This window comes from Nocardiopsis mwathae (genome assembly GCF_014201195.1).
Lineage (GTDB): Bacteria > Actinomycetota > Actinomycetes > Streptosporangiales > Streptosporangiaceae > Nocardiopsis_C > Nocardiopsis_C mwathae.
This window is the reverse complement of record NZ_JACHDS010000001.1, coordinates 1,185,522-1,201,626: the sequence shown is the minus strand read 5'-3', so window position 1 is coordinate 1,201,626 and position 16,105 is coordinate 1,185,522. Positions and strand designations below refer to the sequence as shown.

The following is a 16,105-nucleotide window of genomic DNA, read 5'->3' as shown; positions in this document are numbered from 1 at the left end:
TGCTCGATGTTGACGATAAGCGCCCAGCTTAAAGGCCTGCGGGCACTGGCGCGCACCAAACAGCCGCCCCCGCGGGGGCGATGAGGATCGCACCGACGACGATACGCGCGATCGCGCGCCGTATCGAATCGCCGTTACCGCGGCCCCGGCGTGTGCCCGGACACCACCTCATAGGCACTGGGTTCGTCGTGGGCGAGTGAGAGCAGCGGCACGGCCGCCATCCGCACGTCGTAGTCCGACAGCGCCCGCCGGTAGTGGCCGGGCCCCTCCCACTCGGTGACGACGGTCCACAGCGTCGGCTCGTCCGCCGCGCGGCCGATCCAGGAGTCCTTGAACCCCGGGCGGCCGCCGAGGGCCGAGAGCGCCGCAGAGGCGCGCGCCACGAAGTCGTCGGCTTCCTCCAGTGGCACAGTGTAACGGGTGATGACGATCACGCCCCCATCCTCTCACCCCGGCCTCCCCCGCCGCACGCGGGGGAGGCCGGGTGGGCGGGTCAGGCGTCCCCGAAGACCCGGTCCACCACGCGGGCGGCGGCGTTGCCGTCGTCCAGCGGGCAGAACTTCTCGGTGAAGTCCCGGTACTTGCCGCTGTAGTCGTCGGCGACCTCGTCGATGTCCAGCAGCGAGGCGATGACGTCGTCGGACTCCACCAGCAGTGGCCCGGGCGCAGTCTCCTCGAAATCGAAGTAGAAGCCGCGGAGGTTGTCGCGGTAGCCCTCGATGTCGTAGGTGAAGAACAGCATCGGGCGACCGGTGTTGGCGAAGTCGAACATCATCGACGAGTAGTCGGTGACCAGCACGTCGGTGATCAGGAACAGCTCCATGATCTCCGGGTACAGCGACACGTCGTAGACGAAGTCCTCACCGACGATGGGCACGCTGTCGACGACGCGGGGGTGGCGCCGGACCAGCAGCACGTGGTCGTCGCCGAGCTTCTCGTACATCCGCCGCAGGTCCAGGTGGAGGTCGAGCTTGTGCTTGCCGCGCGTGTAGTACTTGTCGTCGCGCCAGGTCGGCGCGTAGAGCACCACCTTCTTGTCGGCGGGCAGGCCCAGCCGGCGCCGGGTGCGCTCGGCGATGGCGTCGCGCTCGGCGGAGAAGAAGATGTCGTTGCGCGGGTAGCCGGTCTCCAGGATCTCCCCGTCGAAGCGGAAGGCGCGGCGCAGGATGGGCGTGGCCCAGGGGCTCGGTGAGACCAGGTAGTCCCACTGCTCGGTCTCCCACGCCAGCTTCTCGTGGTAGTCGCGGGACTTGCCGCGGATGTTCTCGATGTCGAAGCCGATCCGCTTGAGCATCGAGCCGTGCCAGGTCTGCACCACCACCTGGTCGGGGCGCCGGGCGAACCAGGCCGGCTGGCGGGAGTTGGTCACCAGGTACTTGGAGCGGGCGAGCGCCTCGTAGAAGTCGCGGCCGTTGTGGCGCACCGCCGACACGTCACCGGGCAGGTTCACCTGGCCGTCCTTGACCAGCCACGACATCGGGTAGTCGGCCCACCGCCCGCCCCGGGACCGCAGGCATGCGTAGATGCTGTGCGGACTGTCGGAGAACTGGCGGCCGGTGTAGCTGTCGAAGAGGATCCGCTCCTCGGCGCTCTCCCGGCGCAGGGCGGGGTAGACCTCCTCGCGCAGCCGCCGCTGCGCGAAGGTGCCGCGCTCTTCGGGCCGCAGGTCGCTGCCGACCTTGAGCACCGGTATGTCGGAGCCGGAGTGGGCGAAGGTGTAGGTGCGCTCGGGGGTGGCCAGCTCCAGCGGCATCGCGCGGGTGACGTCCTCGCCGCACTCGGCGCCGACGTCGCTGGACGCGCCGTCGTCCAGGTGGACGCGGCCCCACAGCTGGTAGGTGCCCGCGGGCAGCGGCAGCTCGCCCGAGAGGGTCGGGATGGCGGAGGGGGTGAAGACCGCCCGGAAGGCGGTGCCGTCGCGCTCGACGGCCACGGTGTGCTCCTCGTCGCGGCCGCGCGCCTTGAACACCAGCTCCATCCGGGCGTCGGCGGCGTACTCGCCGCGGAGCACCAGGTCGCGGCCGTCCCACTCGGCCCCGTGCACCGCGGGGCGCGCCCATCCGGCACGCAGCCGCAGGTGGCCGGTGGCGGTGCGCTGCACCGCGACCTCGTGGTGCCCGTCGCCGGCGGGGTGCGCGGCCGCCTCGACCTCGTCCGGCAGGACCAGCGGCAGGGCGGCGCCGTCGGAGGTGACCAGTTCGGCCCCCCACTGCTCCTGGCGGATGACGCCGCCGCCCTCGTCCACGGCGTTGTCGATCAGGTCGGCGGCGGGGACGCGGACGGTGAAGCGGGCCCCGTCGGCCGGCGTGGAGCGCAGGGGGTAGCGGAGCCGCGCGGTGCCGGGCAGGCGGGTCAGCCGCAGTTCGCGGGCCTCGGCCGCGGGCGCCGAGACGAATTCTCCGGTGAGCTCCACCTCGGGGCGGTCCCCGGAGTGGTCGACGCGGTACTCGGCGATCCTGGCGCGCACCGGGTCGACCGCGATGGTCAGCTGCGCGTCGGCGTTCCACCAGGGTCGGACCCAGACGTCACCGTGGACCCGCGCGTAGCCGGGGCGCTCCGGCGGGCCGGAGACCGGGTTGCCGACGATGCGGCGGCGGATCAGGCCGCGGTTGAGGACGACCAGCTCGATCTTCCACTCGGTGGGCCGCCACTGGCCGGACAGCCGCAGCCGGGACGGGTCGACGGTGACCTCGAAGCCGCCGAAGTCGTGCCGCGCCGCCTCGGGCACGTCGGGCAGCCGGTACTCGGCGGCGCGCCGCACCCGGACCGGGACGGGCACGCGCCGCCCGGTGTCGGAGTTGACCGCGAACGCCACCAGCTGCTGCTGCCAGCGGCGCCCGGCCCGCAGGTGCAGGATGCCCACACGGCCGCTGACGACGAGCTTGCCGTCCCGCCACCGCACGCCCTCGGTCTTCTGGCGCACGCGCAGTTCGGAGTCGAGGCGGTAGACGCCGCGGGGGATCTGGGCGGCCTCGTCCTCGAAGAACGGGTAGCGGATGTAGTAGTGCAGGCCGCGCCGGACGACCGGGGCCTTCTTCAGCTCGACGCTCTTCTGGAAGGTGATGGCCTCCAGCACCCGCGCGTCCTGCCGGGCGCGCACGAGGTGGTAGTTGAGGCGGTGCAGGGCGGGCAGCGCGTCGACGACCTTGGGCCCCGCCTTGGCGAGATAGGCGCCCGCGAGGTCGTAGAAGCGCTCGCGGGTCTCCTGCTCGGCGTCGTCCATGCGGAGCAGGACCGCCCGCACGTGCGTGCGCAGCGCCCGGTCGTCCCACAGGGCGCGGTCGGCGGGGCTCAGCGAGTCGGCCAGCTCGGCGATGGCACCGAGGCGGCGGGCCATGGTGTCGGGCCGGGCGAGGTTCTCCCCGGTCTCGCGGTCGCGCAGCAGCAGGACGGGGGCGGTGAGCACGTCGACGGTCTGGGCGGCGAACAGCGCACGCAGTACGGCGAGGTCGCCGTCGGCGTCGTCGAACGCGGCCACGGTCTCGGGAAGGCGCTCCCAGAAGGAGCGGCGCCACATCTTGTTGCCGAACTGGCGGTCGCCCAGCAGTGCGGTGGTGACGCGGACGTCCACGCCGGTGCGGTTCTTGGCGAAGACCTTGCGGTGCGCGGCCGAGGGGCGCACGCCCAGTTCGTTGAAGCGGTGGACGTTGCCGGTGGCCACGTCGGAGCCGGAGGCGTCGAGGGCGTCGGCGAGGTAGTCCAGGGCGTAGCCGGTCAGCGCGTCGGCACCGTCGATGAACACGAGGTAGTCGCCGCTGGACGCGCGGGCGCCCTGCCTGCGTGCGGCGGCATGGGAGGGGGCGGGGGTGCCGAGCAGGGCGGCGGTGTACCCGGGGGGCGGTGCGGCGGCGAAGGCTCGGGCGGGAAGAAGGGCGTCGTCTCCGGTGCTGTCGGCGGACTCGCTGTCCTCTCCGCCCTCGTCGCCGGCCCGTTCGGTCTCGGTGTCGCTGTCCTCGGAGGTGGCGTCGGAGTCGCCGTCGTCGTCCGCGCCGCCGGCGGTCTCGTCGGAGGTTGCGTCGTCCGCGGGATCGCGGCGCCCGGTGGTCCGGCCGCCGGGGCGGGCGACGGGGGCGAGGACGACCTCGACATCGCCGTCACCGCGCGCCCGCCCGCTGAGCGAGTCCAGGCAGTGCTGCAGGTGTGGCTCTGTGACGTCGAACGACACGATGACGCTGAGCTTCGGCACGGAACGACTACTCCCGGTTATCACGTGTGGGAAATGGGGGGCGGGCACACTGGTGCGTGACCGGGCTGGGGTCCGGCTTCAGCGAAGCGGTCACGCTAGGCCGACGCTGATAAGTGCCGGGTAAAGGACCCGGCGTACCCCTGCCGCGCGGCGGGCGCCGCAGGCGACACCGCACCGCATAATCCAACATAACCGCAGGGACGGGTGGGTTTACGCACCGAGGTCGGCTGTGGTCCACCTGTTGGCGATATCGATATCTCAGTAGGCTCCACCTGGTGCCACGTAGGCGTTCGATGAGTTCAAGGAGCCGTGTTGTCCCCCAAGCGCAAGAAGAAGCGCGAGAACCGCCCCGACCAGCGGGGGCGGTCGGCGTCCCGGCCGCTGCCGCCGGGGGATTCGTTCTACACCCCGAACGCGGGGCCGCTGCGCCATGAGATCGAGCGGCGCAGTGCGGTGCCGCTGGTGTGGTTGCACAACGCGCCTCGGTGGATCCTGCCGGTGGCGATGGCCGCGGTGTTCGTGGCCGGGCTGCTGCTGGCCGGGCCGCTGGGCACGGTACTGCTGGCGCTGCTGGCGGGGTTCTTCGCCTGGCTGGCATTCCTGGCCTGGCCGGGGCTGCGGCGGGGGGAGCGGGTGATGCGGGTGGTCGTGGTCGTCACCCTGGTGGCGCTCGGACTACTGCAAAGCGGACTATTCTGACCACTTGCGGCGAATGCCTGGCAACAGTATGTTTTGACAACCATTTTCGTTTTCGGCACACTTGACACGTGTCCGTCGAAAGCACCGGTGAACGGCCTGCCCAGGCCGAGCCGGACCCGCGCCCAGCACCGCCCGCGTTCTCCGTGGCCGACGCCGTCGTCGCCTACGAGCGGACTCCGGTCCTGCGGGGCGTCACCTTCGACGTGCCCGTGGGGCAGACACTCGCCATCCTCGGCCCCAACGGCTCGGGCAAGTCCACGCTCATGCGCGCGATGCTGGGCATCGCGCCGCTCACCGGCGGCCGCATCGATGTGCACGGCGCCCCGCTGGGCCGTTTCCGCGACTGGAGCCGGATCGGCTACGTCCCGCAGCGCCTGACCGCGGGCGGCGGCGTCCCCGCGACCGTTCGCGAGGTCGTGGCCTCCGGGCAGGTCGCGCGGCGTCGCCGGTTCCGCCGGGCCTCGGCCGAGGACCACGCGGCCGTCGCCGACGCCCTGGACGCCGTCGGCCTCGCCGACCGCGCCGACGACTCCGTCCACGAGCTCTCCGGTGGCCAGCAGCAGCGCGTTCTCATCGCGCGCGCTCTGGCGGGCAGGCCGGACACCTTCGTCATGGACGAGCCGATGGCCGGGGTCGACTCCGGCAACCAGGAGGCACTTGCCGCCACCATCCGCCGGGTCACCGAGCGGGGCGCCACCGTCGTGGTGGTGCTGCACGAGCTCGGCCCGCTGGAACCGCTCATCGAGCGCAGCCTGGTGCTGTCCGAGGGACGGATCGCACACGACGGCCTTCCGCCCCGGCCCACCGGCGCGTGTGCACGCCCGGGCCACGACCACGTCCACCCGCACGTCGGCGAAACCCCCGCGCCGGCGGCCGCCGTGCCCGACATCGAGGTACCCCGCCGTGCCTGACCTGCCCCTGCTCGACCTGCTGGAGTACGACTTCATGCAGCGGGCGCTCATCGTCGCCGTACTCGTCGGCCTCATCGCGCCGGTCATCGGCACCTTCCTGGTGCAGCGCCGCCTCGCCCTGCTCGGCGACGGCATCGGGCACGTCGCGCTCACCGGCGTCGCCCTGGGATACCTGACCGGCAACTCCCCGGTCATCGTCGCGCTGCTGGTGGCCGGGGGCGCCGCCGTCCTCATCGAGCTGATCCGCGTGCGCGCCCGCGCGAGCGGCGACGTCGCCCTGGCCCTGCTCTTCTACGGCGGCATCGCCGGCGGCCTGCTGCTCATCGGCCTGACCCCGGGGGCCAACACCGCGACGCTGACCGCCTTCCTGTTCGGCTCGGTGAGCAGCGTCAGCCAGGAGGACGTCTGGGTGATCTCCGCACTGGCCGTCGTGGTGATCGCGGTCATCGGCTACTTCGGCCGCGAGCTGTTCGTGCTCTGCCAGGACGAGGAGGTCGCCCGCGCGCACGGACTGCCGGTCCGCCTGCTCAGCCTGGTCATCGCGGTCACCGCCGCGCTGACCGTGGTGCTGGCCATGCGGGTGGTGGGTGTCCTGCTGGTGAGCGCTCTGATGGTGGTCCCCGTCGCCGCTGCCCAGCAGCTCACCCGCAGTTTCCGGGTGACCGTCGCACTGGCCGTGGTCATCGGGGTGATCTGCGCCGTGGGCGGTCTGTCCACGACCTACTATGTGGAGGTGGCACCGGGCGGGGCGATCGTCCTGCTCACACTCGTGGTGTTCGCGGTGGCAGTGGTCATCGGTCGGGCGACGCGCGGTCGGCGTGGTGTGCCCCACACCCCCCGTGAGGAGGATGCGGCCGCTACGGTCGGTACGATGCCCCAGACCGATCGGGGGAGCGTATCCACATGAGTACACGTCGCGAGGCCGTCCGGCAGGCACTGAGCGAGAGCAGCGGTTTTCGCAGCGCCCAGGACCTGTATGCGGACCTTCGCTCCGAGGGCTCGAAGATCGGGCTCACGACCGTCTACCGGGCGCTGCAGGCGCTGAGTGATTCCGGCGAGGTCGACGTGCTGCGCACCAGCGATGGCGAGGCCGTCTACCGCGCCTGCATCACCGACACCCACCACCATCACCTGGTCTGCCGCGAGTGCGGCAAGGCCGTGGAGGTCGAGGGGCCGGCCGTGGAGAGATGGGCCGAGAGCATCGGCGCACAGCACGGGTTCAGCGATGTCACGCACACCGTCGAGGTGTTCGGGACATGCGCGCCGTGCACCGCGGCGGCGCAGTCGGAGAACTAGCGGCCTCTCACCGGCGGCCTGTCCATCCTCCGTCGGTCTCGGAGATCGCGGGCGAACATCGCGCGTGACACCCCCGACGTCTCCGAGATCGACGGAGGAACGCGGAAAGGCGCGCCCCGGTCCGCGGACCGGGGCGCGCCTTTCCGCCTGGGTCGGCCGTGTCCGCCGAGGTCAGCGCAGTCGTTCCAGGTTGGGCCGCTTGGGGGCCAGGCCGTCTCCGGAGGAACGCCCGGTCAGGCGGCGGTGGATCCAGGGGACCAGGAACTCCCTGGCCCAGTGCAGGTCGTCCTGGCGGGCCATGCGCCAGTCCTTGGGGGCCTCCGGCGGCCACGGCTCGCGCCAGTCGGCGTCGACCGGCAGCCCCAGCACCTCGCAGGCCCGCAGCGCCAGGCGGCGATGGCCCTCCGGGGACAGGTGCAGCCGGTCCCAGCTCCAGGCACGGTGGTCCTGCAACGGCTTCATACTCCACAGGTCCACGACCGGGCAGCCGTACTCGTCGGCGATGGCGCGCAGGTGCATGTTGTAGGTGGCGACCTTCCCCCGCAGATGGCGCATGACCGGTTGGAAGCCGGTATCCATGCCGGTGAAGATCACGATCGTCGCGCCGGTCTCGCTGAGCGCGGCGATGGTGCGGCGGAAGATCTCCGCGATCTCGTCGGGGTCGGTGCCGGGGCGGATGATGTCGTTGCCGCCGGCGCAGATGGTGATCAGGTCCGGCCGCAGCTCGATGGCCCGCGGCACCTGGTCGGCCGCGATCTGCCGGATGAGCTTGCCCCGGACGGCGAGGTTGGCGTAGCGGACCTCGGCGACGTTGTCGGCGAGGTGTTCGGCCAGGCGGTCGGCCCAGCCCCGGTACCGGCCGTTCGGCGTGTCGCCGCTGTCCGGGTAGGGGTCGTCCAGTCCCTCGGTGAAGCTGTCACCCAGGGCGACGTAGGAGATGATGCCGTTCTGACCCAGGTCCGGGTCCAACTCAAAGCCGCGCATAGTAATCGATGATGCCTCGTGACACCAGGGTTACGCGATAGTAGGTTACTGAATTGCGGCGCTTTGTAACGGGTTTCACCATCTGTCCGCACTTCCGGTATCAGCAGGACCGGCCCGCGGTCGCGCTCCGCACGGGGCGGCGGGGCGGGGTGGAGGCCGACCAGGCCGCACCCACCCCGCTGGCACGCGCTCGGCCTCAGGCGGACGGCCCGGCGGCGGGCGCCTCCGGGACCGGGTTGGGCACCGCGCCGCCGTAGCGGCGGTCCCGGCTGGCGAAGATCTCGCAGGCGTGCCACAGGTGGCGGCGGTCGAAGTCGGGCCACAGCGTGTCGAGGAAGACGAACTCGGCGTAGGCCGACTGCCAGAGCAGGAAGTTGGAGGTGCGCTGCTCGCCCGAGGAGCGGAGGAACAGGTCGACATCGGGGATGTCGGGCTCGTCCAGGTAGCGGGCGAAGGAGGACTCGGTGATCTTGTCCGGGTCGAGCCGTCCCTCGGCCGCCGCGCGTGCGATGGCCTTGGCCGCGTCGGTGATCTCGGCACGACCCCCGTAGTTCACGCAGAACTGCAGGGTGAGCGCGGTGTTGTGCCGGGTCATCTCCTCTGCTTCCTCCAGCTCGGAGATGACGCTCTTCCACAGCCGCCCCCGGCGGCCGGCCCAGCGCACCCGCACCCCCATGGCGTGCAGCTCGTCACGGCGCCGCCGGATCACGTCCCGGTTGAAGCCCATGAGGAAGCGCACCTCCTCCGGCGATCGCTTCCAGTTCTCGGTCGAGAAGGCGTAGGCGGACAGGGCGGGGATGCCGAGCTCCAGTGCGCCCTCGATGACGTCGAACAGCGAGCCCTCTCCGGCCTTGTGCCCCTCGGTGCGGGCCAGGCCCCGCTCCTTGGCCCACCGGCCGTTGCCGTCCATGACGATGGCGACGTGCCGCGGGACCAGCTCCTTGGGCAGGCCGGGCGGGCGCGCCCCGCTGGGGTGCGGGGAGGGCGGCGTGTACCCCTGGGCGGGGGTCTTCGATGGTGAGGAGTTGAACAGGCTCAAGAACGCTCCACAAGGCGCAGAGATCGGATTCCGTTTTCGAGGTGCCACTGCAGGTAGGCGGCGACGAGTCCACTGCACTCGTTGCGGTGCCGCTCCTGGCTGGCGTCGGCCTTCGGCCAGTCACCGCTGAGCAGCGCCGACATCAGGCGGGTCGACTCCGGCGCGGGATGGGTGCTGCCGTGCGGCCGACAGGGTGTGCACACCGTCCCGCCGGCGTGGACCGCGAAGGCGCGGTGCTCCCCGCGCGTTCCGCACCGCGCGCACTCCTCCAGCGCGGGCGAGTAGCCGGCGACCGCGAGAGAGCGCAGTAGGTAGGCGTCGAGCACCAGGCGGGGGTCGTGCGCCCCCTCGCCGAGCGTCCGCAGCGCGCCGATGAGCAGCAGGAACTGGCGCAGGGCCGGGTCCTTCTCGACGGCCACGATCTTCTCGGCCGTCTCCAGCATGGCGGTGGCGGCCGTGTAGCACGGGTAGTCGGACACGATGGACTCGCCGTAGGCCCGCACCGATTCGGCCTGGGTGATGACGTCGAGCGTGCGGCCGGTGTACAGCTGCACGTCGATGTGGCTGAACGGCTCCAGCCGGGCGCCGAAGCGCGACTTGGTGCGCCGCACCCCCTTGCCGACGGCCCGGACCAGGCCGGTCCGCCGGGTCAGCAGCGTCACGATGCGGTCGGCCTCCCCCAGCTTCTGGGTGCGGAGGACGACCCCCTCGTCACGGTAAAGGCTCACACCTCCATTGTCGCGGATGCGCAGGGCGGACGTGCGCACGAGCGGCGCCCACCGCACCGCGCGGCCCGCCTCGGCCCGCAGACCTGCGGCTTCCCTCCACATTCGTCCCCAAGGTCCCTTAAGAGCCTGATGTGGTCTACGATCGCGCGAGCACCGACATTCCCTACCGAACGGGGGCTGGCTTTCATGGCACGCGGACGCCGCCGAGTGTCGAGGAACCGGGACGAGTCGCCCGGGGCCCGGCAGAGACCCAAGCCGTCCACCAGGTCGTCCACGGCGCGCGACCGGTGGAAACGGCCGCTTATCGGGGCATTGGTCGCCGTTCCCGTCGGCCTCGGAGTGGCCGCCGGCCTCGTCCTCGCCCAACTGCCCCAGGGGCACGGCCCGGCTCAGGCCGGATCGGACGTGAGCAACGCATTCCCCGACGACGGCCTGCCGCCGGCCGTCTCCGACGACGACTTCTTCCCGGACTCCGGCGACGCGGACGGCGGATCGTCCGACTCCGCCGACGGCGAGGGGCGGCGTGAGGCCGCCGCGACCGCCGAGGGCGAGGTGAAGGCCTCCGAGTCCCCGGAGGGCGGCTCCGGCTCCTCCGCGGGCGGTGACGCCTCCGCTCCGGGCGGCTCGGGTTCCTCAGGCGGCTCGGCGAACGCGGGCTCCTCAGGGGGCTCGGGCTCGCCCGGCGGCTCCTCCGGCGGCGGATCCGGTCGGACGGCCGATGTGGTCACGCTCGCCAACTCCGAGCGCGCAGCCGCAGGCTGCGAACCGCTGCGGGTCGACGAGCGGCTCACCACCGCCTCCCAGAAGCACAGCGAGGACATGGCCGCCCGCGACTACATGGCGCACGACACCCCCGAGGGCACGACCCCGGCCCAGCGCGCCACGGAGGCCGGCTACGACGCCTGGTCCGGCGAGAACGTCGCCGCGGGCCAGCGGTCGGCCGACGAGGTGATGGACGCCTGGATGAACAGCGACGGCCACCGCGCGAACATCCTCAACTGCGACTTCAAGGCGATCGGCGTCGGCGAGGCCGACGGCCGCTGGACGCAGAACTTCGGCTGGGAGTAGCCCGCCCCCGCGCACACCGGTGGCCGGTGCCCTCCGAGGGCACCGGCCACCGTCACTCTCGCTCTAGGGCGGATTCCTTCCGGTGAGCGAGCGGCCGTGCGTGGCGGCGCTCACAAGCCGCTTCGCGAAGTCGATCCAGGTCGGCTCGGCGAGTGGAGCGGCACCGCGAGCGTCATCCCGGTGGCCGCGATCCGGGAACGACCCGCCGAACACGCCCTATGGCCGGTCGAGGCCGCGGCGCGCGGCCTGGCCGACCGCGCTGCACACGGCCTTCAGCGACGCCGTGGTGATGTTGTGGTTGATGCCCACACCCCACACGACCCGGCCGTCGACCTCGGCCTCGACGTAGGCGGCGGCGCGCGCGTCGGTGCCCTCGCTCAGCGAGTGCTCGACGTAGTCGACCACCCGCACCTTGACGTCGATCCCGGCCAGCGCGTCGCAGAACGCCGACAGCGGGCCCTGCCCGGTGCCGGTGATCTCCCGGATCTCGCCGTTGACCCGCACGTCGGCGCTGATGCGGTAGTCGGCGCCGTCGCCGCTGCCGTGCACCGACCGGTGCGCCAGCACCGCCACGGGGCCGTCCTCGGCCAGGTAGGTCTGCTCGAAGATCTCCCAGATGCGCTCGCCGTTGAACTCGCCGCCCTCGGTGTCGGTGTGCTCCTGCACCATGTGCGAGAACTCGATCTGCAGGCGGCGGGGCAGGTCCAGGGCGTGGTCGCGGTGCAGGATGTAGGAGACGCCGCCCTTGCCGGACTGGCTGTTGACCCGGATGACGGCCTCGTAGTCGCGGCCGACCTCCTTGGGGTCGATGGGCAGGTAGGGCACGTGCCAGGGGTAATCGGCCACCGGCACCCCGGCCTGCTCGGCGTCGCGCTCCAGCGCGGCGAAGCCCTTCTTGATCGCGTCCTGGTGGGATCCGGAGAACGCCGTGTAGACCAGGTCGCCGCCATACGGGTGGCGGGGGGCCACCGGCAGCTGGGTGCAGTACTCCACCGTGCGGCGGACCTCGTCGATGTTCGAGAAGTCGATCATCGGGTCCACGCCCTGGGAGAACAGGTTCAGCCCCAGGGTGATGAGGTCGACGTTGCCGGTGCGCTCGCCGTGCCCGAACAGGCAGCCCTCCACCCGGTCGGCCCCGGCCATCACACCCAGCTCGGCGGCGGCGATGCCGGTGCCGCGGTCGTTGTGCGGGTGCACCGACAGGCACACGTGCTCGCGCCGGGTCAGGTTGCGGCTCATCCACTCGATCTGGTCGGCGTACACGTTGGGGGTGGCGCGCTCGACGGTGGCCGGCAGGTTGAGGATGATCTCGCGGCCCGGTCCGGGCTGCCAGACGTCCATGACGGCCTCGCAGACCTCCAGGGCGAAGTCCAGCTCGGTGTCGATGAAGATCTCGGGCGAGTACTCATAGCCGAAGTAGCCGCCCTCGGCCAGGGCGGAGTCGGCCAGGTACTGTTCGGCGAAGCGCATGACGTGGCGGGTGCCCTCCACCGCGATGGCCTTGCAGGCCTGCCGGTCCACGCCGAAGACCACCCGGCGGAACTCCGGCGCGGTGGCGTTGTACAGGTGGACGGTGGAGCGTCTGGCGCCGGCCAGGCTCTGCACGGTGCGCTCGATCAGGTCTTCGCGGGCCTGGGTGAGCACCGAGATCTGCACGTCCTCAGGGATGCGGCCGCCCTCGATCAGGGAGCGCACGAAGTCGAAGTCGGTCTGGCTGGCGGCGGGGAAGCCGACCTCGATCTCCTTGTAGCCCATGCGGACCAGCAGGTCGAAGATCTCGCGTTTGCGCTCGGGGTCCATCGGCTCGATCAGGGCCTGGTTGCCGTCGCGCAGGTCGGTGGAGAGCCAGCGGGGGGCCTGGGTGATCGTTTTCGCGGGCCAGGTGCGGTCGGGCAGATCGACCGCGGGAAAGGGGCGGTAGCGCTGGAAGGGCATACCACTGGGTTGCTGCTGCGGAACCATTTCGGGTGCTCCTGAGGTGTGCTCGCGGTGTCGTGGCCGACCAGACCATGGCAAAGCCCCGCGGCGTGGGAGTCGACCTCGTGCTACCGACCCGCGCCGCGGCCGCTAAGGAGGAGCAGCTCGCGCAGCATAACGCTGATCACAGTACCAGACCCCGCAAAGGTCACGGCGAGCGGCGGCACGCCCCGCACGGAACCGCCGCCCACCGCCGCGCCACCGGGCAGGGGCGACGGTGAAGGGCGCCGCGGTGACCCGGCCGAGTGGCCACCGTGGCGCCCTGGTTCGAACGGCCGGTTCCGGTCAGGCGGGTTCCGGCTCGAACTCCTTGACGGCGTCGATGGACGGGCCGTGCGGAGTGTTGGCCTCGCGCTCGATCATGACCTCCACCAGCACCGGCCGGGAGGTGCGGCGCGCCTCCTTGCGGGCCCATTCCAGGGAGTCGCGGATCTCCCCCGGCTCCAGGACCCGCCGCCCGGAGCAGCCGTAGGCCTCCATGATCTTGACGTTGTCCGTGCCGTACTCGTCGTAGTGGATGTCGACCTGGTAGTTCATGTCGTAGGGGATCTCCGCCTGGCGGATCAGCCCCAGGTACTCGTTGTTGATCATGATGAGCACGAACGGGACGTCGTACTGGGCGCCGACGGCCAGTTCCTCCACCATGTACTGGAAGCCGTAGTCGCCGACGATGCCGACGACCTCGGCATCGGGCTCGGTGGCCGCCAGCGCCTTCTTGACGCCGATGGCCGCCGGGATCTCCCAGCCGAGCGGACCGGCCTGGCCGCAGATCTGGTAGTGCCGGGGCTTGTAGGCCTTCTGGTGCTGGCCGCCCCAGATCTGGTAGAGGCCGATGGCGGTGACGAAGTAGGTGTCGGCGTCGAAGACGTCGTTGATCTCCTTGTAGACGCGCGGCGCCTTGATCGGTGCGGCGTCGAAGTCCTCCCGGCGGCGCAGCGTGCGCTTGAGCTCGCCGACCCGCTCCACCCAGGCCCCCGGATCGCGCGCGGCGCCGCGCCGCCGCGCGGCGTCCAGCAGCGCGCGGAGGAACAGCCGTGCGTCGGAGACGACGCCCAGGTCCGGCTCGAAGACCTTGCCGATCTGAGTGGGCTCGATGTCGACGTGGATGAACCTGCGCCCGCCCCGGTAGACGTCCAGCTGTCCGGTGTGCCGGTCGCCGAAGCGGGCGCCGACCGCCAGCACCAGGTCGGACTCCAGGAAGGAGGCGTTGCCGTAGCGCTGGGAGGTCTGCACACCGGTCATCCCGGCGTACAGCGGGCCGTCCTCATCGACGGCGCCCTTGCCCATGAGGGTGACCTGCACGGGGATGTTCAGGTACTCGGCGACGCGGCGCAGCTCGTCCGCCGCCTCCGCGATGATGACCCCGCCCCCGGCGAGGATCAGCGGACGCTCGGCGGCCAGCAGCATGTCCAGTGCCCGCTCCACGCGCGGCAGGTGCGGGGCCACGGTGCTTACGGCCAGCGGTGCGTCGATCTCCGGGTCATAGGAGATGACCTGCTGGGCGATGTCGAGCGGAATGTCGATGAGAACGGGGCCGGGCCGCCCCTCGCGGGCGATCCGGAACGCCTCGCGGAAGATCCACGGCGCCTGGCCGGCCTCCTTGATCTGCACCGCCCACTTGGTGACGGGCTTGGCGATGTCGACGATCTCCACCGCCTGGAAGGCTTCCTGGTGCAGTCGGGTGGAGACCGCCTGGCCGGTGATGCACACGATGGGAATCGAGTCCGCGAGTGCGGTGTAGAGGCCGGTGATCATGTTGGTTCCGGCGGGGCCGGACGTGCCGATGGCCACGCCGACCTTGCCGTTGGTCCGGGCCCAGCCGTCGGCCATGTGGGTCGCGCCCTCCTCGTGGCGAACGACCAGGTGTTCGATCCCGCCGACCTCCTCCAGCGCCTTGTACAGGGGGAGGATCGCGGCCCCGGGGCAGCCGAAGGCCGTGTCGACGCCTTCGGATTTCAGGACCTCGACGACGGCGTTCATCGCGGGCATCTGTACCATCTTCATGAACCCTTCACGTGCTAGGGGGTTTTAGGGGGTCCGCCGGCGGTCCCTGGGGTGCGGCCAACACCCCGGCTGCCGGTTCTCGCGCGGAGCACAGATATAAGTCGCGAGTCCGGACGGCCAGAACCGCCGGCGGAGCCCGTCTTTCCGGTCGCCCGGCCGGGCCGTCCGTCCCAGCCGCGGCACCCGCGTGCGTGGGGCCGACCCGGCTCCGGACGGACCGGTCACGCCTCGGTCGGCGCGGACAGCTGCTCGACGATCTTGAGCAGGGCGGAGTGGTCCAGCCCGCCGTGCCCCTGTGCCTTGAGGGCGCCCACGAACTGCGCCACGAGGGCGCCGAGCGGGATCGCCACGCCGGCCTCGCGGGCGGCGGTCGTCACGATCTTCATGTCCTTGTCGTGCAGGGCGATCCGGAAGCCCGGGTCGAAGTCGCGGTCGCGCATCTGGGCGCCCTTGCGGGTCATCACCGTGCTACCGGCGAGTCCGCCGTTGAGCACGCGCAGCCCGGCGTCGGTGTCGACGCCGTGTGCCTCCAGGAAGACCAGGGCCTCGGCCACGAGCTGGATGTTGCCGGCGACGATGAGCTGGTTGGCGGCCTTGACCGTCTGCCCGGCGCCCGAGGGCCCGACCAGCACGGGGGTGGTGCCGAGCACGTCGAACACCGGCCGGGCGGCGTCGAAGTCGGCCTGGGCGCCGCCGACCATGATGGAGAGCTGGGCCTCGATGGCGCCGGCCTCGCCGCCGCTGACGGGGGCGTCCAGGACGCGGAAGCCGCGCTCGGTGCCCTCGGCCGCCAGCGCGCGGGAGACGTCGGGGCGGATGGTGCTCATGTCGATGAGGAGGGCCCCGGGCGCCGCGTTGGCGAACACGCCGTCCTCGCCGCGGAGGACGGACTCGACGTCCGGGGAGTCGGGGACCATCGTGATGACGGTGTCGGCGTCGGCGACCGCCTCGGCGATGGACAGCGCGGCGTGGCCGCCCTGTCCGGCGAGCTTCTCGGTCTTGGCCGGGTCGAGGTTGTAGCCGGTGACGCGGTACCCGGCATTGACGAGGTTGAGCGCCATGGGCAGGCCCATGATGCCCAGGCCGATGAACGCGATGCGGTCGCCGGTGCCGCTGTCGGGGGCGAGGACGTCGCCGCCCTGGGACGGGTCGTGTGTCGCGGACATGTCGTGCGGTGTCCTTTCGCTGGGGATGTGGGGGCGTGGCCGGTGCG

The 16,105-nt window shown here is 71.5% G+C and carries 13 protein-coding genes; 5 read left to right on the top strand and 8 right to left on the bottom strand.

The window, feature by feature from the left end; genetic code table 11:
• Positions 1–134: 134 nt before the first annotated feature.
• Both HNR23_RS04800 and HNR23_RS04795 read right to left on the bottom strand, forming a co-directional pair.
• Positions 135–434, bottom strand: coding sequence for an antibiotic biosynthesis monooxygenase (locus tag HNR23_RS04800; RefSeq protein ID WP_184073889.1), 300 nt, complete (start codon positions 432–434; stop codon positions 135–137).
• A 59-nt stretch (positions 435–493) separates the two neighbouring features.
• On the bottom strand, positions 494–4,186 hold the full coding sequence (locus HNR23_RS04795; RefSeq protein ID WP_184073887.1) for a CDP-glycerol glycerophosphotransferase family protein: 3,693 nt from the start codon (positions 4,184–4,186) through the stop codon (positions 494–496).
• 312 nt (positions 4,187–4,498) lie between these two features.
• On the opposite strand from HNR23_RS04795, the gene HNR23_RS04790 reads away from it, so the two are divergent.
• From HNR23_RS04790 to HNR23_RS04775, 4 genes are all read left to right on the top strand, one after another.
• Positions 4,499–4,885 carry a DUF6703 family protein gene (locus HNR23_RS04790; RefSeq protein ID WP_184073885.1) on the top strand — a complete coding sequence of 129 codons (387 nt, stop codon included), beginning with the start codon at positions 4,499–4,501 and terminating at the stop codon, positions 4,883–4,885.
• Between the two features lie 68 nt (positions 4,886–4,953).
• Positions 4,954–5,796 carry an ATP-binding cassette domain-containing protein gene (locus HNR23_RS04785; protein ID WP_184073883.1) on the top strand — a complete coding sequence of 281 codons (843 nt, stop codon included), beginning with the start codon at positions 4,954–4,956 and terminating at the stop codon, positions 5,794–5,796.
• Positions 5,797–5,803: 7 nt separating this feature from the next.
• On the top strand, positions 5,804–6,703 hold the full coding sequence (locus HNR23_RS04780; RefSeq protein WP_184079895.1) for a metal ABC transporter permease: 900 nt from the start codon (positions 5,804–5,806) through the stop codon (positions 6,701–6,703).
• Positions 6,700–7,092, top strand: a complete 393-nt coding sequence (locus tag HNR23_RS04775; RefSeq protein WP_184073881.1) for a Fur family transcriptional regulator — start codon at positions 6,700–6,702, stop codon at positions 7,090–7,092. Before HNR23_RS04780 ends, HNR23_RS04775 begins: the two co-directional genes overlap by 4 nt.
• Positions 7,093–7,263: 171 nt before the next feature.
• On the opposite strand, the gene HNR23_RS04770 is transcribed toward HNR23_RS04775, so the two are convergent.
• From HNR23_RS04770 to recO, 3 genes are all read right to left on the bottom strand, one after another.
• Positions 7,264–8,076 (bottom strand): SGNH/GDSL hydrolase family protein, encoded by an 813-nt coding sequence (locus HNR23_RS04770; protein WP_184073879.1) that lies wholly within the window; start codon positions 8,074–8,076, stop codon positions 7,264–7,266.
• Positions 8,077–8,272: 196 nt separating this feature from the next.
• Positions 8,273–9,115 (bottom strand): isoprenyl transferase, encoded by an 843-nt coding sequence (locus tag HNR23_RS04765; protein ID WP_184073877.1) that lies wholly within the window; start codon positions 9,113–9,115, stop codon positions 8,273–8,275.
• Positions 9,112–9,843: a DNA repair protein RecO gene (recO, locus tag HNR23_RS04760; protein ID WP_184073875.1), complete on the bottom strand. Its 732-nt coding sequence runs from the start codon at positions 9,841–9,843 to the stop codon at positions 9,112–9,114. The genes HNR23_RS04765 and recO overlap by 4 nt, the downstream gene beginning before the upstream one ends.
• 405 nt (positions 9,844–10,248) lie before the next feature.
• Between recO and HNR23_RS04755 the strand changes: the two genes are divergently transcribed.
• The gene (locus HNR23_RS04755; RefSeq protein WP_343070423.1) at positions 10,249–10,911 is read left to right on the top strand and encodes a CAP domain-containing protein; all 663 of its coding nucleotides are present in this window, start codon (positions 10,249–10,251) and stop codon (positions 10,909–10,911) included.
• Positions 10,912–11,127: 216 nt separating this feature from the next.
• Here HNR23_RS04755 and leuA read toward each other — a convergent pair whose 3' ends face one another.
• The 3 genes from leuA to HNR23_RS04740 all read right to left on the bottom strand — a co-directional run bounded on the left by leuA (position 11,128) and on the right by HNR23_RS04740 (position 16,058).
• Positions 11,128–12,873, bottom strand: a complete 1,746-nt coding sequence (gene leuA, locus HNR23_RS04750) for a 2-isopropylmalate synthase (protein ID WP_184073872.1) — start codon at positions 12,871–12,873, stop codon at positions 11,128–11,130.
• A 300-nt stretch (positions 12,874–13,173) separates the two neighbouring features.
• Positions 13,174–14,886, bottom strand: a complete 1,713-nt coding sequence (gcl, locus tag HNR23_RS04745; protein ID WP_184079893.1) for a glyoxylate carboligase — start codon at positions 14,884–14,886, stop codon at positions 13,174–13,176.
• A 227-nt stretch (positions 14,887–15,113) separates the two neighbouring features.
• On the bottom strand, positions 15,114–16,058 hold the full coding sequence (locus tag HNR23_RS04740; RefSeq protein WP_184073869.1) for a 2-hydroxy-3-oxopropionate reductase: 945 nt from the start codon (positions 16,056–16,058) through the stop codon (positions 15,114–15,116).
• Positions 16,059–16,105: the final 47 nt, after the last annotated feature.